At 66.1% G+C, this 26,776-nt stretch carries 23 protein-coding genes; 8 read left to right on the plus strand and 15 right to left on the minus strand.

Annotated features, from left to right (window positions below; translation table 11 throughout):
• Positions 1-43: 43 nt before the first annotated feature.
• The 3 genes from ACP15H_RS09855 (at position 44) to lexA (ending at position 2,971) form a co-directional block, all read left to right on the plus strand.
• Positions 44-925 carry a sterol desaturase family protein gene (locus ACP15H_RS09855; protein ID WP_425066016.1) on the plus strand — a complete coding sequence of 294 codons (882 nt, stop codon included), beginning with the start codon at positions 44-46 and terminating at the stop codon, positions 923-925.
• Positions 922-2,094, plus strand: a complete 1,173-nt coding sequence (locus ACP15H_RS09860) for a serine hydrolase domain-containing protein (protein WP_425066017.1) — start codon at positions 922-924, stop codon at positions 2,092-2,094. Before ACP15H_RS09855 ends, ACP15H_RS09860 begins: the two co-directional genes overlap by 4 nt.
• Before the next feature lie 127 nt (positions 2,095-2,221).
• Positions 2,222-2,971 carry a transcriptional repressor LexA gene (lexA, locus tag ACP15H_RS09865; RefSeq protein WP_425066018.1) on the plus strand — a complete coding sequence of 250 codons (750 nt, stop codon included), beginning with the start codon at positions 2,222-2,224 and terminating at the stop codon, positions 2,969-2,971.
• Between the two features lie 11 nt (positions 2,972-2,982).
• Here lexA and ACP15H_RS09870 read toward each other — a convergent pair whose 3' ends face one another.
• Complete coding sequence (locus ACP15H_RS09870) at positions 2,983-3,444, minus strand: hypothetical protein (RefSeq protein ID WP_425066019.1); 462 nt, start codon at positions 3,442-3,444, stop codon at positions 2,983-2,985.
• A gap of 67 nt (positions 3,445-3,511) precedes the next feature.
• Positions 3,512-5,641 carry a ComEC/Rec2 family competence protein gene (locus ACP15H_RS09875; RefSeq protein WP_425066020.1) on the minus strand — a complete coding sequence of 710 codons (2,130 nt, stop codon included), beginning with the start codon at positions 5,639-5,641 and terminating at the stop codon, positions 3,512-3,514.
• Positions 5,642-5,727: 86 nt separating this feature from the next.
• Here ACP15H_RS09875 and gltX point away from each other — a divergent pair, with 86 nt between their 5' ends.
• From gltX to ACP15H_RS09900, 5 genes are all read left to right on the plus strand, one after another.
• The gene (gene gltX, locus ACP15H_RS09880) at positions 5,728-7,131 is read left to right on the plus strand and encodes a glutamate--tRNA ligase (protein WP_425066021.1); all 1,404 of its coding nucleotides are present in this window, start codon (positions 5,728-5,730) and stop codon (positions 7,129-7,131) included.
• Between the two features lie 14 nt (positions 7,132-7,145).
• A complete protein-coding gene (locus ACP15H_RS09885; protein ID WP_425066022.1) occupies positions 7,146-8,843 on the plus strand; it encodes a glutamine--tRNA ligase/YqeY domain fusion protein in 1,698 nt (565 codons plus the stop codon).
• 82 nt (positions 8,844-8,925) lie between these two features.
• Complete coding sequence (locus ACP15H_RS09890) at positions 8,926-9,825, plus strand: DMT family transporter (protein WP_425066023.1); 900 nt, start codon at positions 8,926-8,928, stop codon at positions 9,823-9,825.
• Positions 9,826-9,946: 121 nt separating this feature from the next.
• Positions 9,947-11,245: a citrate synthase gene (locus ACP15H_RS09895; protein WP_422013803.1), complete on the plus strand. Its 1,299-nt coding sequence runs from the start codon at positions 9,947-9,949 to the stop codon at positions 11,243-11,245.
• Positions 11,246-11,274: 29 nt separating this feature from the next.
• Positions 11,275-11,478 carry a hypothetical protein gene (locus ACP15H_RS09900; protein WP_425066024.1) on the plus strand — a complete coding sequence of 68 codons (204 nt, stop codon included), beginning with the start codon at positions 11,275-11,277 and terminating at the stop codon, positions 11,476-11,478.
• Between the two features lie 142 nt (positions 11,479-11,620).
• Here ACP15H_RS09900 and gloA read toward each other — a convergent pair whose 3' ends face one another.
• From gloA to dnaE, 13 genes are all read right to left on the minus strand, one after another.
• Positions 11,621-12,031 (minus strand): lactoylglutathione lyase, encoded by a 411-nt coding sequence (gene gloA, locus ACP15H_RS09905; RefSeq protein WP_425066025.1) that lies wholly within the window; start codon positions 12,029-12,031, stop codon positions 11,621-11,623.
• A 25-nt stretch (positions 12,032-12,056) separates the two neighbouring features.
• A complete protein-coding gene (gene fabZ, locus ACP15H_RS09910) occupies positions 12,057-12,533 on the minus strand; it encodes a 3-hydroxyacyl-ACP dehydratase FabZ (RefSeq protein WP_425066026.1) in 477 nt (158 codons plus the stop codon).
• Between the two features lie 17 nt (positions 12,534-12,550).
• The gene (bamA, locus tag ACP15H_RS09915; protein WP_425066027.1) at positions 12,551-14,842 is read right to left on the minus strand and encodes an outer membrane protein assembly factor BamA; all 2,292 of its coding nucleotides are present in this window, start codon (positions 14,840-14,842) and stop codon (positions 12,551-12,553) included.
• 124 nt (positions 14,843-14,966) lie between these two features.
• Positions 14,967-16,346, minus strand: coding sequence for an RIP metalloprotease RseP (gene rseP / locus ACP15H_RS09920; protein ID WP_425066028.1), 1,380 nt, complete (start codon positions 16,344-16,346; stop codon positions 14,967-14,969).
• A 30-nt stretch (positions 16,347-16,376) separates the two neighbouring features.
• Complete coding sequence (locus tag ACP15H_RS09925) at positions 16,377-17,579, minus strand: 1-deoxy-D-xylulose-5-phosphate reductoisomerase (protein ID WP_425066029.1); 1,203 nt, start codon at positions 17,577-17,579, stop codon at positions 16,377-16,379.
• Positions 17,576-18,280, minus strand: a complete 705-nt coding sequence (locus tag ACP15H_RS09930; protein WP_425066030.1) for a phosphatidate cytidylyltransferase — start codon at positions 18,278-18,280, stop codon at positions 17,576-17,578. Before ACP15H_RS09930 ends, ACP15H_RS09925 begins: the two co-directional genes overlap by 4 nt.
• A complete protein-coding gene (locus ACP15H_RS09935; RefSeq protein WP_425066031.1) occupies positions 18,249-18,989 on the minus strand; it encodes an isoprenyl transferase in 741 nt (246 codons plus the stop codon). The genes ACP15H_RS09930 and ACP15H_RS09935 overlap by 32 nt, the downstream gene beginning before the upstream one ends.
• On the minus strand, positions 18,989-19,549 hold the full coding sequence (frr, locus tag ACP15H_RS09940; RefSeq protein WP_425066032.1) for a ribosome recycling factor: 561 nt from the start codon (positions 19,547-19,549) through the stop codon (positions 18,989-18,991). Before frr ends, ACP15H_RS09935 begins: the two co-directional genes overlap by 1 nt.
• Positions 19,546-20,271 (minus strand): UMP kinase, encoded by a 726-nt coding sequence (gene pyrH / locus ACP15H_RS09945; RefSeq protein WP_298308890.1) that lies wholly within the window; start codon positions 20,269-20,271, stop codon positions 19,546-19,548. Before pyrH ends, frr begins: the two co-directional genes overlap by 4 nt.
• 66 nt (positions 20,272-20,337) lie before the next feature.
• A complete protein-coding gene (gene tsf / locus ACP15H_RS09950; protein WP_425066033.1) occupies positions 20,338-21,264 on the minus strand; it encodes a translation elongation factor Ts in 927 nt (308 codons plus the stop codon).
• Between the two features lie 75 nt (positions 21,265-21,339).
• The gene (rpsB, locus tag ACP15H_RS09955; protein WP_425066034.1) at positions 21,340-22,128 is read right to left on the minus strand and encodes a 30S ribosomal protein S2; all 789 of its coding nucleotides are present in this window, start codon (positions 22,126-22,128) and stop codon (positions 21,340-21,342) included.
• 163 nt (positions 22,129-22,291) lie between these two features.
• On the minus strand, positions 22,292-23,311 hold the full coding sequence (locus ACP15H_RS09960; protein WP_425066035.1) for a DUF72 domain-containing protein: 1,020 nt from the start codon (positions 23,309-23,311) through the stop codon (positions 22,292-22,294).
• Entirely contained in the window at positions 23,308-26,754 is a 3,447-nt protein-coding gene (dnaE, locus tag ACP15H_RS09965) for a DNA polymerase III subunit alpha (protein WP_425066036.1), read from the minus strand. Before dnaE ends, ACP15H_RS09960 begins: the two co-directional genes overlap by 4 nt.
• Between the last annotated feature and the right edge of the window lie 22 nt (positions 26,755-26,776).

A 26,776-nucleotide genomic window follows, 5' to 3' on the forward strand; every position in this document is an offset into this window, starting at 1 on the left:
GGACGCAATCTGCTCCCGCATCGCCCTCCGCAAAGGCCCGTCCATGACGCTGTCCACCCTTCTCACCTGGTCCCTGCCCGCAGTCATCGCCCTGGCCAGCCTCGAAGGCCTGATCCTGACCTTCGTCGCCCGGCGTCCCTACGACTGGCTGTCCTTCGCCGCGTCGCTCACCGACGTGCTGGTTCGGGAGTATCTGGTCTATGCGTTCGTGGGCATCAGCCTGGCCGCGCCCTTCATCGAGTTCGCCTGGCAGCATCGGCTGACGACAGTCCCTCTGAACGGCGTGGCCAGCTTCGCCTTGCTCTTCCTGGGACAGGAGTTCTGTTACTACTGGTATCATCGCGCCGCCCATCGGGTGCGCTGGTTCTGGGCGACGCATGCCGTGCATCACTCACCGAACGAATTCAATCTTGGCATTGCCTATCGATTCGGGTGGACCGGCAGGATTGCCGGCAACGCCCTCTTCTTCGTGCCCATGATCTGGCTGGGCTTCGCCCCGAAGGCCGTCTTCGCCGCCCTGGCCCTCAACCTGCTCTATCAGTTCTGGCTGCACACCGAATGGGTGCCCAAGCTGGGGTGGCTGGAATACGTCCTCAACACGCCCTCCCACCACCGCGTCCACCACGCCTCCAACCACGACTATATCGACGCCAACTACGGCGGCGTGCTGATCGTCTTCGACCGCCTGTTCGGCACCTACGTCGGCGAACGCGCCGACCTGCCCTGCCGCTACGGGCTCGTGAAGCCGCTGATCTCCCACAATCCGATCCGGATCGCGTTCCACGAGTGGCTCAACCTCGCCAGCGACCTGCGCGCCGCCCGCTCCTGGCGCGAGGGTTGGGGCTACCTGTTCGGTCCCCCGGGCTGGCGGCCCCGGCAACCCGCGACGATCGTTCCGACGCGCAGCGCCCCCGGTGTTCCATGAGGTATATCCGGCGCACGATCATCATGGCCGCCCTGGCGCTCGCCGCTATGGCGGCGCCGGCCAGCGCCCAGGAGCCAAGGGAATGTGGCACGCCGGCGTCGCTCGCAGACGGCTGGGCGGTGGCCGCACCGGCGGACGTCGCGATGGACGCAAAGGCCTTGTGCGGCCTCGATGCGTTCATTTCGCAGTGGCCCGGACGGAACATCCACGCGGTGCTGATCGCACGCCACGGCAAGCTGGTGATGGAGCGCTATTACGCCGGCGTCGACGAGCGCATGGCACGCCCCTTGGGCATCGTGCGATTCGCGGCCGATGTGAAGCATGACATGCGCTCGGTCTCCAAGAGCGTCACCTCGCTGCTGGTTGGCATCGCATTGGCCGAGGGCAGGTTCCCGGCGCTGGACTCGTCGGTGTTCGACGCTTTCCCGCAATACGGCGACTTGGCGACACCGGAGAAGCGGCGCATCACCTTCCGCGACCTGCTCACCATGTCGGCCGGGCTGAAATGGGACGAGAGCCGAGGATACGCCGATCCGCTCAGCAACGAGTACGGCCTGGTCGAGGCGGCCGACCCTTTCCGCTACCTGCTGTCCCAACCGATGGCCGCGGCGCCGGGCACCGTCTACGCATACAACGGCGGCGCCACGGCGCTGCTGGCGGCCGCATTGGTCAAGGGCACCGGTCGGTCGCTGAACGACTATGCACGCGAGAAGCTCTTCGCACCGCTCGAGGTTTCCGACTTCGACTGGGACGAGATGGGCGTCAGTCACAAAATGGGCGCGGCCGGGGGCCTGCGTTTGCGGCCGCGTGACATGCTCAAGCTAGGCCAGATCATGCTGACCGACGGACAGTGGAACGGCCGGCGCGTGCTCCCGCCGGGTTGGGCGGCCGAGTCGGCCACGCCCCGGATCAACGGCGAAGGTCTGTACTTCTACGGTTATCAATGGTGGCTGGGCCGAAGCTTCAGCGGCGGACACGAACTCACCTGGACCGCGGCGTTCGGCCTAGGCGGGCAGCGCCTCTACATCGTGCCGGCGCTCGACCTGGTGTTCGCCATCACCGCCGGCCACTACGGGAGCGGCCAGGGCGGGAGCCCGCTGCAGGCGGTCATCCCGTCGGCAATCCTCAATGGGTTCGTCCTGCCGGCCGTTCTTCGAGGCTCACCCTGACGACAATGGCGCCGTGTGATGCACCGGAAATCCGGGAAAACTTGACCCAGAACAGGAACCAAACTAGAACATGTGCCGGGTTTCAGGATTTGTTCCTAAATCCGGTAGGCGTTCTGGGGAGAAGACGGTGCTAACCCGCAAGCAAAACGAACTGCTCCTGTTCATCAACAAGCGGCTCAACGATGACGGCGTGTCGCCCTCCTTCGACGAGATGAAGGAAGCGCTGCGACTGAAGTCGAAGTCCGGCATCCATCGCCTCATCACCGGGCTGGAGGAGCGCGGCTTCCTGCGCCGCCTGCCGCATCGCGCACGCGCGCTGCAGGTCGTGAAGCTCCCGGAGAGCGCGGCGATGCCGGCGCCCAACGTGACCCCTCTGCTCGCCGACGCCCGCCGCGCCGGATTCTCCGAACCGCGCGAAGGCTTCGTGCCTCAGATCGTGCGCGCCGACCGCGTACCGCTGGCCGGCGCCATCATGGCTGCCAACGAGGCCCAGGCACTCAGCCTGCCTCTCTACGGCCGGATCGCCGCCGGTACTCCGATCGAGGCGCTGCGCGACAATTCGACGACCGTGGACGTCCCGGTTTCGCTGCTGGGCTCGGGCGCCCACTACTGCCTCGAAGTCCAGGGCGACTCGATGATCGAGGCCGGCATCCAGAACGGCGATATCGCCATCATCAAGAGCGCCGACACCGCCGAGTCCGGCGAGATCGTCGTGGCCCTGATCGACGACACCGAGGCGACCCTCAAGCGGCTGCGCAAGAAGGGCGCGTCGGTCGCGCTGGAGCCGGCGAACGCCGCCTACGAGACGCGCATCTTCGGACCCGACCGGGTCAAGATCCAGGGACGCCTTGCAGGACTATACCGGCGCTATCACTAGCGCCGGCGCTATCACGGCTGGGGCTGCGGCGGGGGCTTCACGGCCGCGAAGGCCCGCCGGTTGGCTTCGTCCATCAGGGCTGCGATCGGCTTTGCGTTCGCCGGATGCTCGCCATCAGACTTGTAGCCGCGCACGATGAAGGTGAAGCCCGGATACTGGCCTTCGACGAAGCTATAGGAGCGGCTGGAACGCGTGAGCGTAAGCATCGCCGTATAGGCGTTGAAGGTGGCTAGGTCGTAACCGGCTTTCTGGGCGCTTTCCAAGCCGTTGTACAAGGTCCGCCACTTCACCTCTTCGCCGCTGACCTTCGGGTCCTTGGGATCGTAGACGCCCTGGGCGCGGAACGCGCCGGGAATCTTGTCCTCCCGGACCGTGTCATAGCCGGTTCCTACGCCCTTCACCTGGTAAGTCATCCGCTCCGCGGGATTGCAGGCCGCCAGGAGCAGCACCGACGCGACGACGATCCACTTCATTCGTATTCCCCCTATGCCAGGTACAACTAGCATGGGCGCGCCGTTCTGCAATACACGCAGGAGGAAACTATGCTCCGGGTGCCTTGACCGGGACGGTCTGACGCATCGAGCTGTTGGGAACCCATGGTCGGTCGCCGCGACGGCCGTTGGCGGTCTCACGCCGTACGTTGAGATCGTCGAGCCACAGCGCGTGCGCGCCGTCCTTCCAGGCATCTCGTCGGTCGATGACGAGCCGTGGCCCGCGACAGCGCGCCTGTGCATCGACGGTCGAGAGGACGATGTCCGCCGAGCCGCAGGCCTCGGCCAGCCGTTTGTCGTCGCTCACCAGGGCGATGCGCCACGGTCCCTTACGCCAGCGACAGAGGCCCGTGCTGCAGCCGATTCCGGCCGCCTGCTCGTCGGCGCTGACCGTCCAGCGCTTGGCCCCCTCCTGCCCCTGTCGTCGCGCCCAGGAATCGCTGACGTAGCGATCGACGCGCGCCGAGGCGACGTGCACCACGCCGCGCTCGTCGCGCAGACCGAGCACGCGGCCGTCCTCGCTCATCAGCAGGTCGGGCGCCGGAGGCGGCCCGAGCATCAGTCCGATTGCCGCCACGGGGAGCCCGGCATAGCGCCATCGTCGCCGCCACAGGCAGAGCCACAGACCGCCGGCGGTCAGCAGCCACAGGCTGGCCTCGGGCAGCGACGGCACCAGCATCGCGGCCTCGGGCCACGCCGCGACGCGAAAGGCGATGGCGTTGAGCCAGTCGACGCCCCAGCCCATCGGCACCAGGGCGACGGCCTCGAGCCCGAACGGCATCAGGAGCATGGCGAGAAGGCCCCAGGGCATGATCCAGAAGCCGGTGAGCGGCACGCCCAGCAGGTTGGCAACGACGCCGAGCAGCGACAGGCGGTTGAAGTGGTAGGCCGCGAAGGCGCCGGTCGCCACCGAGGCGATCAGGGTCGTGAGCAGGCTGGCGCCCAACGCCGCGCCGAGGCGCCAAAGCCAGCGGTGGCGCGAGATTTCGGCCCGCTCGTGCAGGCGTCGCCGCCACGATGCCGCCGATTCCCAGCCGGCGATCAGCGCGACGACGGCGGCGAACGACATCTGGAAGGACGCGCCGGTCAGCGACTCCGGGGCAATCACCAGCACGATGACGGCCGACCAGGCGACGAGGCGTAGCGACAATGCCGTGCGATCGAGCAGGATGGCGAGCAGCGCGAACGCCGCCATCGCACAGGCGCGTTGCGCCGGGACCGGCGCGCCGGCCAGCGCCGTGTAGAAAAGCGCGGCCATCAGCGCGAGCACGGCCGCCACTTTCTTGGCGTCGATGCGCAGGGCAAGCGGCGGGATCAGAGCGATGCCGTAACGCACGAGGCCCATCACCAAGCCGACGACGAAGACGATGTGCAGCCCGGAGATCGACAGGATGTGCGCCAGGCCGGAATCGCGCATCGCCTGCGCCACGTCCTTGTCGACTGCCGTCTGCTCGCCGACCAGCAGCGAGGCGACCACGCCGCCTGCAGGACCGGGCAAAACGTGGAGGATACGCGCAGCCAGGTCGGCGCGCAGCGAGTCGATGGTGCGCACGAACCCGTCGGGCTTGCCGCGTTCGATCACGGTCGCAGGCGCCAGCGCGTAGCCGACCGCACCGAGCTGCTGATACCAGGCGACCCTCTGGAAATCGAAGGCGCCGGGCGCCGCGGGTCCGGCCGGCGGCGACAGGTTCGCGAGCACGAGCAGCCGGTCCCCGATCGCCAGCGGCGGCGCGCCCCGGCTCAGGGTCACGCGAACCCTGGCCGGCATCATCTCGGGCGGCGGCACGCCGTTGCCGCGGAGCCGGACGGCTTCGAGGACGACGCGCACGCCGTCGGGCAGGCGCTGGATGTCGGCGATCCGACCCTCGACGTTGAGGCTGAACAGCGGCCGGGTAAGGGTCGGCGCCGCGAGGCTGGCGGTACGCCAGGCGACGAGACCGAGGCCGGACGATGCGGCGACGGCGCCGATGGCCAGGGCGCGCGCGAGGCTGCCGGACGGCGCCAGGAAAGCGATGAGAATCGATCCCGCCGCCAGTGCCGGACCGAGCCAGAGCGCCGGCTCGGTGGGGAGTTCGTAGTAGATGGCAATGCCCAGACCCAAGGCAACCGGAAGCCACAGCATCCAGCGGCCACGCTCGGCCTCAAGCTGTTCCAGGATCCAGGCGCGCGGGTTTGACACTAACCGGACGCTCCCCTACCTACGGCGCGCTTTTCCGCCCGAATTGCGGCAAAACCCGCGCTTACCGAGCATAAGTTCCCAGGCCAATGACCGTCGTTACCCGCTTCGCCCCCTCGCCTACCGGCTACCTGCATATCGGCGGCGCCCGCACGGCCTTGTTCAACTGGCTGTTCGCCAAACACCACGGCGGCAAGTACCTGCTGCGCATCGAAGACACCGATCGCGCGCGCTCGACAGAGCCGGCGATCGCCGCGATCCTGGACGGTCTCTCCTGGCTCGGCCTGCCGTGGGACGGCGAGGTCACCTATCAGTTCTCGCGCGCCGCCCGCCATGCCGAGGTCGCGCACGAGATGCTGGCCAAGGGCCATGCCTATCACTGCTATGCCTCGCCGCAGGAACTCGACGAGATGCGGGCCGCTCAGAAGGCCGCCGGCAAGCCGATGCGCTACGACGGCCGCTGGCGCGACCGCGATCCGAAGGACGCCCCTGCCGACGTGAAGCCGGTCGTCCGCCTGAAGGCGCCGCAGTCCGGCCAGACGGTCATCAAGGATGCGGTGCAGGGCGAGGTGACGGTCGAGAACGCCCAGCTCGACGACATGATCCTGCTGCGCGCCGACGGAACGCCGACCTACATGCTGGCCGTCGTCGTCGACGACCACGACATGGGCGTGACCCATGTGATCCGCGGCGACGATCATCTCAACAATGCCTTCCGCCAGCTCCAGATCATCCGCGCGATGGGCTGGCCCGAGCCGGTCTATGCCCACATTCCGCTGATCCACGGGCCCGACGGCGCCAAGCTCAGCAAGCGCCATGGGGCGCTGGGCGTCGACGCCTATCGCGACATGGGCTTCCTGCCCGCCGCGCTGCGCAACTACCTGCTGCGACTGGGCTGGGGCCATGGCGACGACGAGATCATCTCCACGGCGCAGGCGATCGAATGGTTCGACCTCGCCGGCGTCGGCCGCTCGGCCTCGCGCTTCGACATGGCCAAGCTGACCAATCTCAACGCGCATTATCTTCGCGAGACGCCGGATGCCGAGCTGCTGCCGCTTGTGCTGCCGCGCATCGAGGAGAAGCTGGGCACCGTCGATGCCGCTGGCCGCGAGCGCATCGTGCGCGGCCTCTCCGGCGTGAAGCAGCGCGCGCGCACCCTGATCGAACTCGCCGACAGTCTTGCCTTCTACGCCCGCGCCGGCGCGCCGCCGATCGCCGACGACAAGGCCCGTGCGCTCCTGACATCCGACGCCCGTGCCGTGATGGCGAAGCTCGCGCCGGCGCTGGAGTCGCAGGCGAGCGACTGGAGCGAAAAGGCGCTCGAAGAAGCCGTGCGCGAGTTCGCCGAGGCCAACGGGCTGAAGCTCGGCCAGGTCGCTCAGCCGCTCCGCGTCGCGCTGACCGGCTCGACCGCCTCGCCCGGCATCTTCGAGGTGCTGGCGGTGCTGGGGCCCGCCGAGAGCAAGGTTCGTTTGCTGGCGGCCGCCGCTTGAACGGGAGACACGCAATGGATGACAAGAAGCCGATGCCGGAGGCCGCTGCGAACGAAGAGGCGCGGGATTTCATCCGCGACCTGGTTCAGTCGGATCTCGCCAGCGGAAAAGTGCAAAGCATCGTGACTCGCTTTCCGCCGGAGCCGAACGGCTACCTGCATCTCGGCCACGCAAAGTCGATCTGCCTGAATTTCGGAATTGCCACCGAATATGGCGGCCGCTGCCACCTTCGCTTCGACGATACCAACCCCGTGAAGGAGGAGCAGGAATATATCGACGCCATCAAGCGGGACGTACATTGGCTCGGCTTCGACTGGGGCGAACATCTGTACCACGCGTCGGACTATTTCCAGACGTTGTACGACTGGGCCGAGCACCTCATTCGCGCCGGCCTCGCCTATGTCGACGACACGCCGCCCGACGAGATGCGGGCAATGCGGGGAACGCTGACCGAACCGGGACGCGCCTCGCCAGATCGCGACCGCTCGGTGGAAATGAATCTCGGCTTGTTTCGCGACATGCGGGCCGGAAAGTTTCCCAACGGCGCCTGCGTGCTGCGCGCAAAGATCGACCTTGCGTCCGGCAACATGAACCTGCGCGACCCCGTCCTGTATCGCATCCTGCACGCGTCTCACCCGCGCACCGGCACCGAGTGGTGCATCTACCCGACCTATGATTTCGCGCATGGCCAGTCCGACGCCCTGGAGCATGTCACGCACTCGCTTTGCACCCTGGAGTTCGCGGACCATCGTCCCCTCTACGACTGGTTCCTCGACCACTTGCCGGTGCCGGCGCGGCCGCGCCAGACTGAATTCGCCCGCCTCAATATCGGCTACACCGTCCTTTCCAAGCGCCACCTGACGGATCTGGTGCGGCGTGGCATCGTGAACGGGTGGGACGATCCGCGCATGCCGACCCTCGCAGGCCTGCGTCGCCGCGGCGTGCCGCCGAAGGCGATCCGCGACTTCGTTCGGCGCATCGGCATGTCCAAGGCCAACAGCGTCGTCGATCTCGCCATGCTCGATCACGCGATCCGCGACCAGCTCAATCAGGTGGCTCATCGGCGTATGGCGGTCCTGCGGCCGCTCAAGCTCGTGATCGAGAACTTTCCCGAAGACCACGTCGAAGAGTTGGAGGCCGTCAACCATCCGGGGGATCCGGCCGCCGGCACACGTACCCTTCGCTTCGGCCGGGAAATCTTCGTCGAGCGCGACGACTTCATGGAGAACCCGTCGAACAAATTCTTCCGGCTGGCGGTCGGACGAGAGGTCAGGTTGCGCTACGCCTATCTCGTCACCTGTCGCGAGGTGATCAAGGATGCCGACGGCAACGTGGTCGAGCTGCGCTGCACCTACGATCCAGCGAGTCGCGGCGGCAACGCGGCGGACGGTCGAAAGGTGAAGGCCACCCTGCACTGGGTGTCCGCCCGGGATGCACGTCCCGCCGAAATCCGATTGTACAGCACGCTCTTCAACCGCCCTGACCCGGGTGCCGGTGGCGATCTCGACGCCGATCTGAATCCGGGCTCGCTCGAAGTCCTGTCGGGCGCGCTGCTGGAGCCCTCCTTGGCGGAGATACCTGAAGGGCAAGCCGTGCAGTTCGAGCGGCTGGGCTATTTCTGCCCGGACGTCGCGAGCCGAGCGACGGCTCTGGTGTTCAACCGCACGATCGACCTGCGGGACACCTGGGCAAAGGTGCAGGTCCAGAGTTAGGAGTGGCGGTGCTCCGGGACGAGGCGCGATTGCTGTCCGCAGCCGGATAGATCGGTCCGCGCAATGCCCGCAGGTTCGACCCATGAGCCTGCGTATCTGGATCTTGTTGCTGTCGCTGTCCGTCCTGTGGGGCGGCTCGTTCTTCTTCGCCAAGGTCGCTCTGGCTGAACTGGCGCCGCTCACGGTGGTGTTCTGCCGCGTGGCGCTCGCCGCAGTGGCCCTCAATCTCGTGCTGGCCGCATCCGGCAGGAGTCTGGTTCGGGCCGGGGCGCCGTTTGGCAGCTACGCCGCGATGGGGCTCCTCAACAACCTCGTTCCGTTCGGCCTGATTTTCTGGGGCCAGACGCAGATTGCATCCGGGCTCGCGTCGATCCTCAACGCAACCACGCCGCTCTTCACCCTGCTGGTCGCGCATTTCATCACCCATGACGAACGCATCGGCGGCCTCAAGCTCGGCGCCCTCTTGATCGGCATGGTTGGGGTCGCGGTGCTGATGGGACCGACGGCGATCGTCGACAGCCGCGGCGCGGCGGGCCAGATCGCCTGCCTGGGAGCCGCCCTCTCCTATGCATTCGCCGGTGTCTACGGACGGCGCTTCGCGACGTTGGGCGTCGCGCCTCTCGAGGCGGCAGCCGGACAGGTCACCGCGAGTGCCATGTTGATTCTGCCGATCATGCTGATCGTCGACCAGCCCTGGCTGCTCCCTGCCCCTCCCGGTGCGACGACAGGGGCGGCGCTCGCTTGCCTCGCGCTGCTTTCGACGGCCCTCGCATATGTCCTGTATTTCCGCATTCTTGCTGTCGCCGGGGCGACCAATCTGCTGTTGGTTACGTTCCTGATACCGGTTACCGCGATCCTGCTCGGCGTACTGATCCTGGGTGAACGGCTGGCGCCGCGCCACTTCGGCGGGATGATCCTGATCGGCCTCTCCCTGGCCCTGATCGACGGCCGGATAGCGGGTTTTCTACGCCCCGCGAAATAGCGGCCCGGCTGTTCAATTGCGCCTTCTTTAGGGGCTTGTTAGGGTGCCGCCGAACCGGCGAACGGCATCCTGTGGGATGCACGCGCCTTGCTTGAATCGAGCCTGGAAAAGAGTTCACCCGATGGCCAAATCGACCGCGACGCTGACCGACAACGAAACCGGCAAGACCTACGAGATGCCGATCATCCACGGTACACTCGGACCGCGCCTGGTCGACATCCGCAAGTTCTACGGCGACTCCGGCATGTTCACCTACGATCCGGGCTTCACCTCGACCGGTTCGTGCGGTTCGAAGATCACCTATATCGACGGCGACGAAGGCATCCTGCTCCATCGCGGCTACAACATCGCCGAACTCGCCGAGCAGAGCGACTTCATGGAAGTCGCCTATCTGCTGATGAAGGGCGATCTGCCGAACAAGGCGCAGAAGGACAAGTTCGTCAAAGACATCACGAACCACACGATGGTTCACGAGCAGCTCAGCCAGTTCTATCGCGGCTTCCGCCGCGACGCCCATCCGATGGCGATCTGCTGCGGCGTCGTCGGCGCCCTCTCGGCCTTCTATCACGACTCGCTCGACATCCATGATCCGCACCAGCGGATGGTCGCCTCCTATCGCCTGGTCGCCAAGATGCCGACCATCGCGGCAATGGCGTACAAGTATTCGGTGGGCCAGCCGTTCGTCTATCCGCGCAACGACCTCTCCTACGCCGCCAACTTCCTGCGCATGATGTTCTCGGTTCCGGCCGAGGAGTACGAGGTCAACCCGATCGTCGAGAAGGCGATGGACCGCATCCTCATGCTTCATGCCGACCATGAGCAGAACGCCTCGACCTCGACGGTCCGCCTCGCCGGCTCCTCGGGCGCCAACCCGTTCGCCTGCATCGCCGCCGGCATCGCCTCGTTGTGGGGCCCGAGCCATGGCGGCGCCAACGAAGCCGTCATCAACATGCTGCACGAGATCGGCGGCAAGCAGAACATCCCGGGCTTCCTGTCCCGCGTGAAGGACAAGGCCGACCACACCCGCCTCATGGGCTTCGGCCATCGCGTCTACAAGAACTACGATCCGCGCGCCAAGGTCATGCGCCAGACCTGCCACGAGGTCCTGACCTCGCTGGGCATCACCCACGACCCGCTGCTCGAGCTGGCCATGGAAATGGAGCAGATCGCCCTCAAGGACGACTACTTCGTCTCCAAGAAGCTCTATCCGAACGTCGACTTCTACTCGGGCATTATTTTCCGGGCGATCGGCATCCCGACCTCCATGTTCACCGTTCTCTTCGCGGTGGCTCGTACGGTCGGCTGGATTTCGCAGTGGAACGAGATGATCGAGGATCCGGACCAGAAGATCGGTCGTCCCCGCCAGCTCTACAACGGGCAGACCGAGCGCCCCTACAAGCCGCTTCACATGCGGGGCTGAAATCGCTGTCCGGGAGGGAAGCGAGACACATGGCAAGATCATCGTTCGGGCCGCGCCAGGGGGAAACATCCTGGGCGGCCAATCAGACACCCATGGCCCAGCTGCGCGTCGTGCGGGTGGGCCGTCCTGCCAATGACAATTTCCGCCGCCCTCGCGTGCGGACATGGCTGCTGATTGCCGGTCTTGCCGGTGCGGCGCTGGCGCTGGTCGCCGCCAACTGGCGGTTCTTCTAGGGCCGACCTGTCTATCAACGATTTAAGGCCCGCGCTGCGGGCCTTTTTTCTTGAGCTTCGCTGGGGAGCTTCCTTCGGCGCTCTCGGACATTGCCAAAGGCAATGTCCTGTCGCTCCTCGGGCTGAGCTTCGCTCAGCCCTTTCAGCCCTTGCGCTCGATCAGTTCGATCTTGTAGCCGTCGGGATCTTCGACGAAGGCGATGACAGTCGTCCCGAACTTCACGGGACCGGCCGGCCGGGTAACCTTGCCGCCGGCCTTGGTGACGTCCTCACACAGCTTGTAGACATCGGGCACGCCGATCGCGAGGTGGCCGAACGCGGTGCCGAGTTCGTACGGCTTTGCCTGGTCCCAGTTGTGGGTCAGCTCGACGACGCAATGTTCGGGCTCGTCGCCGTAGCCGACGAAGGCCAGGCTGTACTTGCCATCCGGCACGTCGCGCTTGCGCAGCAGCTTCATGCCGAGCGGGCCGGTGTAGAAAGCCAGCGACTTGTCGAGATCCATGACGCGGATCATCGTGTGCAGCATGCGGAAATTGGACTGGGTATCGGGCATTATCCCCTCCCTGCTCATTCTCGGTTCAGCGGTCGCGGATCATCGCGGCGAAGGTCGCTTCCGCGGCCACTTTGCCGTCGACGATCGCCTTGCCTGAAAACTTCCAAACGTTGGCGCGGCTCTGCACTTTCGTGACGTGCAGCTCGAGACGGTCGCCCGGCACCACGGGACGGCGGAACCTCACGCCGTCGATCGACATGAAATAGACCAGCTTGCCTTCCGACTGGGCCCCGAACGTCGAAACCACGAGAACACAGGCCGTCTGCGCCATGGCCTCGACGACCAGCACACCCGGCATCACCGGCTCGGAGGGGAAATGGCCCTGGAAGAACGGCTCGTTGATCGTGACGTTCTTGATGCCGACCGCGCTCTGGTCGAGCTGCATGTCGATCACCCGATCGACCATGAGCATCGGATAACGGTGCGGAATCATCTCCAGAATCCGCTTGATGTCGACGGATGTCGCTGCAGCGGGGCTGGAATTCTCGATTTGGGCGTTCATGACCGTGGCCTCTCCGCTCAGAACCGCGTGCCGAAGCTGAACCGCACGGCCTGCTGCTTGTCCCACGACTCATATTGAAGCGGTATCGCATAGTCGATGCGGATCGGGCCGAAGGGCGACATCCATTGGACGCCGACGCCGGTCGACGCGCGCATCAGCTGGCTGGTGAGCACGGATGCCAGGCCGTAGCTCTGCGCCTGGACACCCCAGAGCGATCCGACGTCCACGAACGCCTTGCCGATAAGTCCGACTTCCTTGGGAACCATGGGCAGCGGATAGGAAAGCTCGGTCGAACCCGTGTAGTAGAACTGGCCGCCCAGGGCGTCGGTCGTGTTGGCATCGCGGGGGCCGATACCGCCGACGGCGAAGCCGCGCAGCGAGTCGCCGCCGATGAAGAACAGGTTGTTCAGGCGGACGTAGGAGCCACCGAACGGCAGGATGAGACCCGCCGACCCGCCGACCGAAACGACGATGTCCTCGAACAGCGACTTGTAATAGACCGCGTCGGCCGTTGTGCGGACATACTGCTCCGTACCGATGGCGCCCGCGGCAGCAATCGAATTGCGGACCATAAACCCCTTGGTCGCATTCAGGCGCTGGTCGCGGGTGTCCCAGATGATCGTCTCGGACAGTTCGGAGACGACTTGGGTACCGGCATTCTGCTGGATGACGGGCGAGGCCCAGTACTGAACGTTGTAGATATCGGTCTGCCGCAGCGTGTAGCGGACGAGCTGGCGGATTTCTTCCGAATAGGCCCAGCCGGCGCGCAACGCAAAACCCAGGCTGCGGTCGCTGTAACTCGCGACCGACTGGCGATCGTTCGACGTCCTGAACAGATCGAACCCGGCCGAAAGCTGGCGGTCCAGGAAGTAAGGCTCGGTGAAGCCCAGATCGACCGAGGTGCTCAGCGTGCCGATGGAGAGGCCCAGACGCGCCTCCTGGCCCTTGCCGAGCAGGTTGCGTTCCTTGATCGAAATGTCGCCGACGATGCCGGCGGTCGTCGAATAGCCGGCGCCGAGCGAGATTTCGCCCGTGCTCTGCTCGACGACCTGGACCTCGAGATTGGTCTTGTCCGGCGCCGAGCCCGGCGCCGCCGCGACGTCGACCTTCTCGAAGAAGCCGAGGTTGCGCAGGCGCTGCTGGCTGCGGCGGACCTTGGCGGTGCTGAAGGCATCGCCCTCAGCCAGGCGGAACTCGCGCCGGATCACCTTGTCTAGAGTACGCGTGTTGCCGGAAATATTGATGCGCTCGACATAGACGCGCGGACCTTCCTGGACGTCGAAGGTCACGTCGACGGTGTTGTTGTCCCTGTTGCGGCGGATGTTGGGGCGTACGTCCACGAACGCGTAGCCCAGCGATCCCACCGCCTCGGAGATGTTCGAGACCGACTTTTCGACCTCGTCCGCGTCGTACCAGTCGCCTTCGGCGATGGTCAGGAAGGACTTGAGGACATCGACGTTCAGGCCCTGGAAGCGGCTCGTGACGTCGACCTTGCCGAATTTGTAGCGGTCGCCTTCGCTGATCGTGAAGGTGATGAAGAAGCCTTCGCGATTGGGGGCAAGCTCGGCGACGGACGAGACCACGCGGAAGTCCGCGTAGCCTTCGGAGAGGTAGAATTTGCGCAGAAGCTCGCGGTCGAGGTTCAGGCGGTCGGGATCGAACCGGTCGTCCGACGACAGGAACCGCCACCACGCGCTCTCGGAGGTCCGGATCTTGCCCCGCAGGGTGCCGTCGCCGAAGGCCTGGTTGCCGACGAAGCTGATGCGCTTCACGCCCGTGACGTCGCCCTCGTTGATCTCGAAGACCACGTCGACGCGTCCCTGTTCGAGCCTGATGATCTTGGGCTCGACCGAGGCATTGTAGCGGCCGCTGCGGCGATAGATGGTCAGGAGGCGATCGACGTCCGCCTGGACACGCGCGCGGGTGAAGACCTGCCGCGGCTTCGACTGCACTTCGTCGCGCAGCTTGTCGTCGTCGACCTTCTTGTTTCCCTCGAACGCGACGCGGTTGATGATCGGGTTTTCCGTGACCTTCACGACCAGGGTCGACCCCTGCATCTCGATCACGACGTCGGAGAACAAGCCCGTCGCGAAAAGCGCCTTGAGCGAGCGGTCGGCCGCTGCCGTGTCGAACGGCTCGCCGACCTTCAGCTGCAGGTACGAGCGGATCGTCTCCGGCTCCGAGCGGACATTACCCTGGATTTGAATACCGGCAATCGTACCACCAGCCGCAGCACCACGCTGTGCGTGTGCCGGCGCGGTAAAAGCGAGGATTGCAGCAATGGCCAGTACGGCCCAACGAACGATCAAACTTACCCCCGGCGCCAGTCAGACCTGCCGATGGTCAAAGACGTGAACGCAGCTTTCTAGACCGGCAAGGGGGACTAAGCCACCCCTTTTGTCCCCCGTTCCGAAGTCGCGCCAACGCATCAACTCAGCGCAGCAAAAGCCTGATGTCATTGAATGTTGCGATCAGCGCCATGCCGATCACGAGTGCAAATCCGAGCTTTAAACCAACCTCCTGGGCCCGCAGGCTGAGCGGCTTACCGCGCAACGCTTCGTAAGCATACATCGCAAGATGGCCGCCATCGAGCATGGGCACCGGCAGCAGGTTGAAAATGCCCAGCACCACGGACAGGGCGATGACGAGATTGAGGATTCCCGCCCATCCCGCATAGGACGCCTCACCCGCGGCCTTGGCGATGCGGATCGGCCCGCCCAATTCATCCACAGGTCGGGTCGCCGTCAGGATCTGGCCCATCGATGTGTAGAACATCGAGGTCATCCCCCAGACGGCGCGCACCCCGGCTCCCATGGCGCCGATGACGCCGTGGTCGCGAAGTTCCGTCGTCGCCGCCGGACGAACGCGCAGGCGTCCAACGATCTGCTCCTTGCCGGCGCAATCGACCGCCTTGTCGACGATCGGCACGACGGTCGTCTCCCCGAACCGGCCGTCACGCTCGTACTTGACCGTTACCGGCTGGCCGCCACGGCTGCCGATCAATTCCGGGATACGCGAGAAATAATCGACGGGCTTGCCGTCGATCGCCACCAGAAGGTCACCGACCTTGAGGCCGGCCGCCTCGGCCGGACTGTTCGCCGTGAACCCGCCGACCACGGGGCGAATGGACTGATCCAGTCCAAGGTCGCCGTAGCGCAGCGTGTTGTTGTAGCGATCGGTGCGCTCGCAATATTGCGGCTGGATCTCGCCATGCAGGAGCTCGTTGCCGCGACGGTATTCGACCGCCATCGGCTTGGCCCAGTAGAGGAATTGCGCTTCCTGGATATCCTCGTAGCGATTGACGCGCATGTCGGCGAGACGGACGATTTCGTCGCCCGAACGCAGGCCGGCCTTGGCGGCCGGCCCATCGGCCTGCACGGCAACGGTCGCCGGCGTATAGGGCTCGCCGGCAAAGAAGTAGACGCCGGTCAGCAGCACGAAGGCAAACAGGAGATTGGCCACCGGACCGCCCAGCACGACGGCTGCCCGGGCATAGAGCGGCTGACTGAAAAAAGCCCGCTTCCGGTCGCTGGGCGACAGTGGCTCGTCGCTCGCCGTGGCGCTGGTGGCGTCGCTGTCCCCGAGGAACTTGACGTAGCCGCCGAGCGGGATCGCCGAGACCTTCCATCGGGTGCCGTTGCGATCGGTCCAGCCGAAAATCTCGGGGCCGAACCCGATCGAAAACACCTCGGCATGGATGCCGAAGCGACGTCCGACCCAGTAGTGACCGTATTCGTGAACGAAGACGAGCAGCGTCAACACCAGGACGAAGTACGGCAGATATGTCGTAAACAGGCTGACCATGCTCTGCATGCCCTACTCGACCTCAAATCTCACGATACTTCAACCATTCCGCACTCTGGTCCGGCAGATCTCTTCAGCCAGCCTGCGCGCCTCGAGATCGGCAGCTTCAACCTGCTGCAAGCCATCGACGGCATCCGAGAGACCGTCCCAGCCTGCCATGACGTCCTCGACGATCCGGGCGATGTCGAGGAAGCCGATCCGGCGCGCCAGGAAAGCCGCCACCGCCGCCTCGTTCGTCGCGTTCAGAACGATCGGGGCATAACCGCCCGTCACCAGAGCTTCGCGCGCCAGCCTTAGAGCGGGAAAGCGGCCGGAATCGGGCCGCTCGAAGGTCAGCGCCGGAATGCCCATGAAATCGAGCTTCGCCGCCGGCCCGTCGATCCGCGACGGCCAGCCGAGCGCGTGGCTGATCGGGATGCGCATGTCGGCCGTCCCGAGCTGGGCCAGCACCGACCCGTCGCTATAGGCGACCATCGAGTGGATGACCGACTGCGGATGCACGACGATGTCGACCTGCTTTTCCGGCAGCCCGAACAGGAGATGGGCCTCGATCAGCTCGAGCCCCTTGTTCATCATGGTGGCCGAATCGATGGAGATCTTGTCGCCCATGTCCCAGTTGGGATGCGCAAGGGCCTGCTCCGGCGTCACGTCGGCCATGTCGGCCAGCGACCAGTTGCGGAACGGCCCGCCCGACGCCGTCAGGATGAGCCGGTCGATCGCGCGATGCTGGTCGGGCTCGAACACCTGGAAGATGGCGTTGTGCTCGGAATCGACCGGCAGGAGGACGCCGCCCGACTGCTCGATCGCGTCCATCAGCAGGCTTCCTGCACAGACGAGCGCTTCCTTGTTTGCCAGCGCCACCATGGCGCCGCGCCGGGCCGCCACCAGGGTCGGGGCAAGGCCCGCGAAGCCCACCACGGCGGCCATCACCCATTCGGCCGGACGCGACGCCGCTTCCACGACGGCGTCCGGGCCGGCCGCGACCTCGATCGCGGTGCCGGCCAGCGCTTCCTTGAGGGCGGGATACTGACCGGGGTCGGCGACGACCGCGAGACGGGCCCGCAGGCGTCTGGCTTGCTCCGCCAGAAGTTCCACTGAACGACGGGCCACCAGCGCTTCGACCCGATAACTTGCCGGATCGCGCGCAATGAGATCGACCGTGCTCTGGCCGACCGACCCGGTCGAGCCCAGGATCGTGATGCGGCGCGGATTTTCAGGCGACGGCGCGACCCATTTCGTCATGTCCAGGGCCACGCGCCACCGGCGACCAGCCGGGCGATTCCCACCGCGACGAGGACGGCCATCAATCCGTCGATCCGGTCGAGCAATCCGCCATGGCCGGGAATGAGGCGCCCACTGTCCTTGACGCCGGCCCGCCGCTTGGCCGCCGATTCGAGCAGATCGCCCGCCTGCCCCACGATCGCGAGCGCGGCGCCGGCGATGGCCAGATGCAAAGTGTCTCCCAGGCCGAAGGCATAGCCCATCGCGGCGCTGGCGACGGCAGCCCAGGCCATGCCGCCCACCAAGCCCGACCAGGTCTTGCCGGGACTGATGCTCGGCGCGAGCTTGGCCCCGCCGGCGGTGCGTCCCACGAAATACGCGCCGATGTCGGTGGCCCAGATGCAGGCGAAGACCCACAGGATCGTCTCACGCCCGGACACCGGCTGATGGCGCAACCAGAGCAGTGCGACGAGTGCCGCGAGCCCATAGATCCAGGCCAGAACGCGCAGGACGGGAGCGCCGCGGGTGAGGCGCGACCATTCGAGGATCATGACCGGCGCTGCGATCGCCGCCACGAGATCGATCCAGGGGTAGCCATACCAGATCGCCGCGAGCAGCAACGGCCCCAGAACCACGGCCGAGAGCGCCCGCACCAAAAGGCCGGCGAAGCGACCGCCGCGTGCCGGGGCGCTACTTTCCGATGCCGCCATAACGCCGCTCACGCCGACGGAACTCCACGATGGCCCGTTCCAGGTGTTCCTTGCCGAAGTCCGGCCACAGCGTGTCGACGAAAACCAGCTCCGAGTAGGCACACTGCCAGAGCAGGAAATTGCTGATCCTCTGCTCGCCGCTGGTCCGGATCAGGAGGTCCGGGTCCGGCAGCCCCGCCGTCAGAAGCTCGCGTTCGAAGCTCCGCTGGTCGATGCCGTCGGCGGTGATCTCTCCCGCCGCGACCCGCTGCGCCAGACGGCGGGTCGCCCGCAGGATCTCGTCGCGGGAGCCGTAGTTGATGCAGATGTTGACGTCGATCCGCGTGTTGCTCGCCGTCTTGCTCTCGGCTTCGGAAATGTCTTTCACGATGTCGGCCGCGAGTCCCTCGCGGTTGCCGATCACCCGCAGCCGCGCGCCGTTCTTGCGCAGCTCCTCGAGCTCGCTGCGCAGGTAATGACGCAGCAGGCCCATGAGATCGGCCACTTCGTCGGCCGGCCGCGTCCAGTTCTCGGTCGAAAAGGCGAACAGCGTCAGGACCGGAATGCCCAGTTCGCCGGCACCGCGCACGACACGGCGCACCGCGTCGGCGCCGCGTCGATGCCCTGCGACGCGGGGCAGTCCGCGCGCCTTCGCCCACCGGCCGTTGCCATCCATGATGATGGCGACGTGCTGAGGTCCCGACCCTGGGTCGGGATTGGCGGGCAACGGCGCAGTGGGCATCAGACCGTCTTGATCTCTTTTTCCTTATGGACCAGCGCCTCGTCGACCAGCTTGACGTAGCGGTCGGTCAGTTTCTGGACCTCGTCGGCTTTCTGGCGGTGCTCGTCTTCCGAGATCTTGTGATCCTTCTCGGCCTTCTTCAGCGCATCCATGCCGTCGCGCCGGATGTTGCGGACGGCCACCTTGCCCTGCTCGGCGTACTTGTGCGCCAGCTTGGCCAGTTCGTTGCGGCGCTCCGTCGTCAGCTCGGGAATGGGGATGCGGATCATCTGGCCGTCCGGAGACGGGTTGAGGCCGAGGCCTGCTTCACGAATGGCCTTGGCAGTCGGCGTCACCAGGCCCTTGTCCCACACGCTGACGGTGAGCAGTCGGGGCTCCGGCGCGCTCACCGTACCGACCTGGTTCAGCGGCATGCGCTGGCCGTAGGCTTCGACCATCACCGGATCCAGCAGATTGACCGAGGCCCGTCCCGTCCGCAGGCCGCCAAATTCCTTCTTCAGCGCATCCATCGCGCCGTGCATGCGCTTCTCGAGCTCGTTGAGATCGGCAGACATGTTCATGCCTCGTTCTTGATGATCGTAAAGGTCCCCTCGCCGCGCATCGTCGATGCGAACGCGCCCGGCTTGTGGATGTCGAAGACGATGATGGGAATGCGGTTCTCGCGGGCAAGCGAGATCGCGGAGGCATCCATGACCTGCAGGTCGCGGGCCAGCACTTCCAGGTAGGTGAGCGTGTCGTAACGCTTGGCGTTCTTGTCCTTGAGGGGATCGGCGGAATAGACCCCGTCCACCTGCGTGCCCTTCAGCAGCGCATTGACGCCCATTTCGGCCGCGCGCAGAGCCGCCGCCGTATCCGTCGTGAAGAAGGGATTGCCGGTGCCGGCCGCGAAAATCACGACGCGGCCCTTCTCCATGTGGCGGACGGCGCGGCGCCGGATATAGGGCTCGCAAACGGTGGTCATCGGGATGGCCGACTGGACCCGCGTCTGCAGGCCCTGCCGCTCGAGCGCGCTTTGCATGGCGAGCGAATTGATGACGGTCGCCAGCATGCCCATGTAGTCGCCGCTGGCCCGGTCCATGCCCGAAGCCGCGCCCGATACACCGCGGAAGATGTTGCCGCCGCCGATCACCAGACAGACCTGAACGCCCATCTCGTGAACGGTCTTCACTTCCTGTGCGACCATTCCGACCATGTCGGGATCGAGACCGTATTCTCGATTCCCCATGAGCCCCTCGCCAGAGAGCTTGAGAAGGACGCGGCGATATTGGGGGCCCGACGGCATCAGATGCCTCTGATTACGTTTGTCTTGGGCGCGCGGACCAGGTCCGCGCGCCGGTGGAGTTCAATACTACTTCTTGAGCTGGGCAGCCACCTCGGCTGCAAAGTCTTCGGACTTCTTCTCGATGCCCTCGCCCAGGGCGAAGCGCAGGAAGCCCACGAGACGGACCGGCCCACCGACCAGCTTGGCGGCTTCCTCGACGACCTTGGAGACCTTGGTCTTGCCGTCGATCACGAAAGCCTGCTCGAGCAGGACGACTTCCTGGTGGAACTTGCGCAGGCCGCCCTCGACCATCTTGGCGACGATCTCGGGGGTCTTGCCCTGCTGGCCGGCCTTCTCGGCGAGGACCGCCCGCTCGCGCTCGATCGCCGCCTGGTCGAGGTCGGCAACGGTGAGCGACTGCGGATTGGTCGCGGCCACATGCATGGCGAGCTGCTTGGCGAGCGCGCCGAGCTTGGCCTTGTCGCCGGTCGATTCGAGGGCGATCAGCACGCCGATCTTGCCGAGGTCCGGCGCGACGGCGTTGTGGGTGTAGGCCACGACCACGCCGTCGGACACCGACAGCGAGGCGGCACGACGCAGGCTCATGTTCTCGCCGATCGTGGCGATCAGGTTGGTGAGCTCGCCCTGCACGTCACGGCCGGTGCCGGGGAACGGCGCCGCCGCGACCTTGGCGAGGTCGCCGCCATTCTCGAGCGCGAGCTTGGTCGCCGCGGCGACGAACTTCTGGAACTGGTCGTTGCGGCCGACGAAGTCGGTCTCGGCATTGACCTCGACGACGGCGCCACGCGTGCCGTCGGCGGCAACGCCGACCAGGCCCTCGGCGGCAACGCGGCCGGCCTTCTTCGAGGCCGCCGACAGGCCCTTGGTGCGCAGCCAGTCGACCGCCTTTTCGACGTCGCCCGCGGTCTCGCCCAGCGCCTTCTTGCAATCCATCATGCCCGCGCCAGTCTTCTCGCGCAGTTCCTTGACGAGCGATGCAGTGATCTCAGCCATGTCTTGCTCCGTTTGGTACAACAAGGGCCGGTCTTCCGACCGGCCCCGTTTGCTTCTCGTTGATGAGGGGCCGGGCTACTCGGCCGGTGCTGCCTCGGCCGCCGGGGCTTCGGCGACGGGAATTTCCTCGGCCGGCAGCTCGCTCATCGCGCCCACATCGCCGCCGGTAGCGGCGATCTCGGCGCGGATGCCGTCGAGCACCGAGCCCGAGAGCAGGTCGCAGTACAGCGTCACCGCGCGGATCGCATCGTCATTGCCCGGGATCGGGAAGTCGATGCCGTCGGGATCGGAGTTACTGTCGACGATCGCGACGATCGGAATGCCGCGCTTGCGGGCTTCCAGAACCGCGATCGACTCCTTGTTGGTGTCGATGATGAACAGCAGGTCGGGCGTGCCGCCCATTTCCTTGATGCCGCCCAGCGAACGCTCGAGCTTGTCGCGCTCGCGCGTCAGATCGAGCTGTTCCTTCTTGGTGAGGCCGACGACGTCGCCCTTCAGGCGCTCGTCGAGCTCACGCAGGCGCTTGATCGACGCCGAGATCGTGTTCCAGTTCGTGATCATGCCGCCCAGCCAGCGGTGGTTCACGTAATACTGGCCGCAGCGCTTGGCCGCGTCGGCGACGCGTTCGGCTGCCGCCGGCTTGGTGCCGACGAAGAGCACCCGGCCGCCGCTCGCGACCACGTCGCGAACCTGACGAAGGGCCTGCTCCAGCAGCGGCACCGTCTTGGTGAGATCGATGATATGGATCCCGTTGCGCACCCCGAACAGGTACGGCTTCATCTTCGGGTTCCAGCGGCGCGTGTGATGGCCGAAATGGACGCCGGCTTCCAGCAGCTGGCGCATCGTAAATGTCGGCATGGTCATGCCGTTCTCCTTTTCCGGTTGAGCCTCCGCGGGCGTCGTCCCCGACATGGGAACACCGGAGCGAGCGGCGGGATGTCTCCCCGTCGACCGCAAACCCGCGTGCGAAGTGGCGCGTTTCTAGGGGTTTGAGGCCGAAAATGCAAGCGCCAATGAAATCAAGGCCTTAGCCGATCGCATTGGCGATCTCCCGCGCCAGTTCGAGGAGGGAGAGAGGGGCGCTGCCCTCGGCCTTGTTGTTGGCCGTTATCCACACCTTGCGGCGGGCCTTGTAGGCGGCGGCGGCCATCCGGGCCAGAACCCGGCGGGTCTCGACGTCCTCGTCGACCAGCCGGTCGAACGGTTCGTACCGCTGCTTGGCCGCCTGGTACAGGAACCCGCGGTGCAGGTTCCAGCGCACCACAAGGGGGCCCGCCTCCTCCCCGTCGAGCACCTTGAGCGCCGTCTCCTGGCGTTCGACCTCGGGCATCCGGTCGTGCAGGCCGACACAATAGCGCACCCCGGCGTTGCCCAGCATGCGCATCAGGCGGGGCGTCAAAAGCTCGGGATTGCGCAGTTCCAGCGCATAAAGAGGCGTCTGCCCGGCCAGTTGGCGCGGCAGGGCGCCGAAGAACGCCTCCAGCCGGTCGATCAGGAGCCGGGACTCCTCGGCCAGACCGCGCGGCAGCGGCGAGATCTGGAACACCAGCGGCCCCGCCTTGCCCTTCAGCCCCTCCAGGCAGGGCAGGACGAACTCGCGAGTGGCGATGGCTGAATCGAGGAAGTGCGGGTTCGCAACCCTGCCCCGGCCCTCCTCGTCCCGCATCACAGCATCGCAGACGAGAGCGGGCGCCTTCACCACGAAGCTGAAATGCTCCGGCACCTGGCTGGCATACTGGGCGTAAGCGACGGTCGAGATCGGCGCGTAGAAGGTCCGGTCGAGGCTGACGGTCCGCAGCAGCGGGATCTGGCCATAGGCTTCCAGCCCCTTCCGGCTGAGCGTCACCTGGGGATGAACGCCGTCGTAGACCAGGCCGCGCCAACCGGGGAAGAACCAGGAGGATGTGCCGAGGCGGATGTCGAGGGGCAGCGCCGGCGCCTCAAGCAGCGGCGACTCTCGAGCCGGCCGGACATCGCCCGCCCCCGAAGCGCGCCGCCTGGGCGCTGCGGCCGCGCCGGTTTCGAAGAGGCCGGGCTGCCGGCTCAAATCTCCTCCACCTGCGCGACGCCCGGCAGACTGCCGATCGTGTCGCGCAGGCCGCCTGCGATCGAATAGGCGCCGGGCAAGGTGACCTCGGCTTCGGAATCGTCCGTCATGGGAACGACGAGCGTGACCCGTCCGCGCCCCCGCTTGCCCTCCAGCGCCTTGCGCAGCGCCTCCAGCGCGACGGGATCGGAGATCACGATCCGCAGGCCCGCCGCCGAATTGGCAACCGCGTCGTCGAGTTTCTCGACCGTCTGCGCCGTCAGCTTGACCTGCTCGCCGTCGAGGCGGCCGTCGACCGAGATCAGGACCGCCTGCCCCGCCTCGAGGAGATTGCGCTTCGAGTTCAGCAGCTCGCTGAAGACCACGCACTCGAAGGCGCCGGACTGGTCGGAGCACTGGAGGAAGGCAAAGCGGTTGCCTTTCGCCGAGGTGCGTTCCATGCGGTCGATGACGGTGCCGGCCAGCTTGATGCGGCCCGGCGTGCCACGGGCCAGCAGGGTCTGCAGGTCGGCCGCGCGACAGACGCCGAGCCGCTGCAGGCTGCGCTCGTAGGCGGCCAGCGGGTGCGACGACAGGTAGAAGCCGATGGCCGCGAATTCGTTCTGCAGGCGCTCCATCGGCGCCCAGTCGGGCACCTTGGCAAGCTGCGGGCGCCGCTGGGCGGTGTCGTCGCCGAACAGGTTGTTCTGGTTGCTGCCGCGAGATTCGTGCGTCGCCTGCGAATGGCGGGTCAGCGCCTCGACGGCGGCGAAGGTCTGGGCGCGGTTCTTGTTCAGCGTGTCGAAGGCCCCCGCCTTCACGAGGCTTTCCAGCAGCCGCTTGTTCAGCGCCCGCGAGTCCAGTCGCTCGGCGAAGTCGAACAGGTCCTTGAACGGGCCGTTGGCCTCGCGCTCCTCGGTGAGCCGGCTCATGGCCTCCTTGCCGACCCCCTTGATGGCGGCCAGCGCGTAGCGGATCGCCTTCTTGCCGTCGGCGGTCTGCTCGACGGTGAATTCGGCCGTGGACTTGTTCACGTCGGGCGGCAGGAGCTCGACGTTGATCTTGTCGAGGTCGCGGCGATAGCCGTTGAGCTTTTCCACGTTGCCCATGTCGAGGGTCATCGTGGCGGCGAAGAACTCGACCGGATGGTTGGCCTTGAGATAGGCGGTCTGGTAGCAGACCAGCGCGTAGGCGGCGGCGTGGGACTTGTTGAAGCCGTAGCCGGCGAACTTGTTGACCTGGTCGAAGATCGACGAGGCCTTGTCCGCCTTCACGTTGTTCTTCTCGGCGCCCTCGACGAAGCTCACCCGCTGGGCATCCATCTCGGCCTGGATCTTCTTGCCCATGGCGCGGCGCAGCAGGTCGGCGCCGCCCAGCGAATAGCCGCTCAGCACCTGGGCAATCTGCATGACCTGCTCCTGGTAGATCATGATGCCGTAGGTTTCCTTCAGGATCCCTTCCAGCAGCGGATGCAGGTAGTCCGGCTCCTCCTCGCCGTGCTTGCGCTTGATGTAGCTCGGGATGTTCTCCATCGGGCCCGGCCGGTAGAGCGCCACCACGGCGATGATGTCCTCGAAGCGGTCGGGCTTCATCTTGCGCAGCACGTCGCGCATGCCGTTGCCTTCGAGCTGGAACACGCCCGATCCGTCGCCGCGGCAGAGCAGCTCGAAGGTCTTGCGGTCGTCGAGCGGCAGCTTCGCGATATCGATGTTCTCGCGGCCGATGAAATCCCAGGCCTTTTCGATGACCGTCAGCGTCTTGAGGCCGAGGAAGTCGAACTTCACCAGCCCGGCCGTCTCGACCCACTTCATGTTGAACTGGGTGGCCGGCAGCGAGTCGACGCCGTCGGTATCGCGGAACAGCGGTACGAGCTGATCGAGCGGCCGGTCGCCGATGACGACGCCGGCGGCGTGGGTCGAGGCGTTGCGGAACAGGCCTTCGAGCTGCAGCGCCAGATCGATCAGGCGCTTGATCTCTTCGTCGGCGTTGTACTGCTCCTTGAGCAGGTCCTCGGTCTCCAGCGCCTTGGCCAGGGTCACCGGATTGGCCGGATTGTTGGGCACCAGCTTGCAGATCCGGTCGACCTGGCCATAGGGCATGCCGAGCACGCGGCCGACGTCGCGCAGCACGGCGCGCGCCTGCAGCTTGCCGAAGGTGATGATCGCCGCGACTCGGTCGTGCCCGTATTCGTCGCGCACGTAGCGGATCACTCGGTCGCGCTTGTCCTGGCAGAAGTCGATGTCGAAGTCGGGCATCGACACGCGCTCGGGATTGAGGAAGCGCTCGAACAGCAGCCCCCAGCGCAGCGGGTCGAGATCGGTGATCTTGAGCGACCAGGCGACCAGCGAGCCGGCACCCGAGCCGCGTCCCGGCCCCACCGGCACGCCATGGTCCTTGGCCCACTGGATGAAGTCGGCCACGATCAGGAAGTAGCCGGCGAACCCCATCTTCTCGATCATGTCGAGTTCGTAGGTTAGCCGCTCGCCATAGCGGGCGAAGTCGATTCCTTCGGCCAGCCTGCCCAGCGCCCGGAGCTCGTCGAGCCCGGTCTTTGCAAGGTCGCGCAGCGCCTCGCCCTCGGTACGACCTTCGAGCTTGGTGTAGCGCGGCAGGATGGGCTTGCGAGGCGCCGGCATGTAGGCGCAGCGCTGGGCGATCACCAGCGTGTTGTCGCAGGCTTCGGGAATGTCCGAGAACAGGCTGCGCATCTCGGCGGCGGACTTGAAGTAGTGCTCCGGCGTCAAACGGCGGCGGTTCGGGTCCTCGATATGCGCGCCCTGCTCGATGCAGAGCAGCACGTCGTGCGCCTCGTACATCGACTTCTTGGGAAAGTGCACGTCGTTGGTCGCGACCAGCGGCAGGTTGCGGGCATAGGCCAGCTCGATCAACGGCTCCTCGGTCCGGCGCTCCGCCTCCTCGCCATGGCGCTGCAGTTCGATATAGAGGCAGTCGCCGAACAGCCCCTGCAGGCGGTCGAGCAGATGCTCCGCGGCCGGCGTCTGGCCGGCCGCCAGCAGCCGGCCCACGCTGCTGCCGTTGCTGCCCGTGATCGCGATGAGTCCCGCCGTCGCCCCCTCGAGCTCCGCCAGGGGCAGAGCGGCCACCGATCCCGCCTTGAATTCGAGATGGGCGCGGCTCACCAACCGCATTAGGTTGAGATAACCCTCCTCGCTCTGCACCAGCACGGTCAGCCAGTCGACGGTCGGCAGCTTGCTCGCCGTGGCGACGCCACCCTCCTCCTCGCGCCGGATGCCGAGGTCGCAGCCCACGATCGGCTGAATGCCGCCCTTGGCGGCGTACTGGGAGAATTCGAGGGCGCCGAACAGGTTATTGCGGTCGGTGACGGCAACCGCCGCCATCTCCGCCTCCTTTGCCAGGGAGACGATCTTGTCGACCTTGTTCGCGCCTTCGGTAAGCGAATAGGCGGAACGTACCTTGAGATGGATGAAGTCAGCGATTGCCACGGAACATCATCGCCCCGGGGCC

The sequence above is a fragment of the Reyranella sp. genome, from assembly GCF_965249915.1.
In the GTDB taxonomy this organism is placed as follows: Bacteria; Pseudomonadota; Alphaproteobacteria; order Reyranellales; family Reyranellaceae; genus Reyranella.

Excerpts from the sequence above, each read along its gene's own strand:
- ACP15H_RS09855 (WP_425066016.1), top strand. The coding sequence starts at position 44 with ATGACGCTGTCCACCCTTCTCACCTGGTCCCTGCCCGCAGTCATCGCC.
- ACP15H_RS09860 (WP_425066017.1), top strand. The coding sequence starts at position 922 with ATGAGGTATATCCGGCGCACGATCATCATGGCCGCCCTGGCGCTCGCC.
- ACP15H_RS09870 (WP_425066019.1), bottom strand. The coding sequence starts at position 3,444 with ATGAAGTGGATCGTCGTCGCGTCGGTGCTGCTCCTGGCGGCCTGCAAT.
- gltX (WP_425066021.1), top strand. The coding sequence starts at position 5,728 with ATGACCGTCGTTACCCGCTTCGCCCCCTCGCCTACCGGCTACCTGCAT.
- ACP15H_RS09885 (WP_425066022.1), top strand. The coding sequence starts at position 7,146 with ATGGATGACAAGAAGCCGATGCCGGAGGCCGCTGCGAACGAAGAGGCG.
- ACP15H_RS09890 (WP_425066023.1), top strand. The coding sequence starts at position 8,926 with ATGAGCCTGCGTATCTGGATCTTGTTGCTGTCGCTGTCCGTCCTGTGG.
- ACP15H_RS09895 (WP_422013803.1), top strand. The coding sequence starts at position 9,947 with ATGGCCAAATCGACCGCGACGCTGACCGACAACGAAACCGGCAAGACC.
- ACP15H_RS09900 (WP_425066024.1), top strand. The coding sequence starts at position 11,275 with ATGGCAAGATCATCGTTCGGGCCGCGCCAGGGGGAAACATCCTGGGCG.
- gloA (WP_425066025.1), bottom strand. The coding sequence starts at position 12,031 with ATGCCCGATACCCAGTCCAATTTCCGCATGCTGCACACGATGATCCGC.
- fabZ (WP_425066026.1), bottom strand. The coding sequence starts at position 12,533 with ATGAACGCCCAAATCGAGAATTCCAGCCCCGCTGCAGCGACATCCGTC.
- rseP (WP_425066028.1), bottom strand. The coding sequence starts at position 16,346 with ATGCAGAGCATGGTCAGCCTGTTTACGACATATCTGCCGTACTTCGTC.
- ACP15H_RS09925 (WP_425066029.1), bottom strand. The coding sequence starts at position 17,579 with ATGACGAAATGGGTCGCGCCGTCGCCTGAAAATCCGCGCCGCATCACG.
- ACP15H_RS09935 (WP_425066031.1), bottom strand. The coding sequence starts at position 18,989 with ATGCCCACTGCGCCGTTGCCCGCCAATCCCGACCCAGGGTCGGGACCT.
- frr (WP_425066032.1), bottom strand. The coding sequence starts at position 19,549 with ATGAACATGTCTGCCGATCTCAACGAGCTCGAGAAGCGCATGCACGGC.
- pyrH (WP_298308890.1), bottom strand. The coding sequence starts at position 20,271 with ATGCCGTCGGGCCCCCAATATCGCCGCGTCCTTCTCAAGCTCTCTGGC.
- tsf (WP_425066033.1), bottom strand. The coding sequence starts at position 21,264 with ATGGCTGAGATCACTGCATCGCTCGTCAAGGAACTGCGCGAGAAGACT.
- rpsB (WP_425066034.1), bottom strand. The coding sequence starts at position 22,128 with ATGACCATGCCGACATTTACGATGCGCCAGCTGCTGGAAGCCGGCGTC.